The organism is Klebsiella sp. K47, from assembly GCF_051858335.1.
Classification (GTDB): Bacteria; Pseudomonadota; Gammaproteobacteria; order Enterobacterales; family Enterobacteriaceae; genus Klebsiella; species Klebsiella pneumoniae.
On record NZ_JBPYUI010000142.1, the window covers coordinates 1 to 268 of the forward strand.

The window sequence follows — 268 nt, forward strand, 5'->3', positions numbered from 1 at the left end:
TCGAGCCGGGGACGTTCACTCAATGCTTTGACTGGGATGTCCCATTCTTGGCAGATTTTCTGAATGAAATGTTGTGCTAAAAGAATAATGTCATTGCCACGCTCACGTAGGGCTGGCAGCACAATGTCCATGACATGGATGCGGAAGTACAAATCCTGACGGAACTTGCCTTGTTGTACCAGTGCTTCTAGGTCTTGATGGCTGGCACTAATCACACGAAAATCGACATCAATTTCCGTGTCACTCCCAATTGGGCGAATGCGTTTTT

At 47.0% G+C, this 268-nt stretch carries 1 protein-coding gene; it reads right to left on the reverse strand.

Going from position 1 to position 268, the window contains the following annotated elements:
* Window positions 1-268 (reverse strand): sigma 54-interacting transcriptional regulator (locus RRF55_RS27460; protein ID WP_439419225.1); only part of this gene is annotated, 268 nt, incomplete at both ends.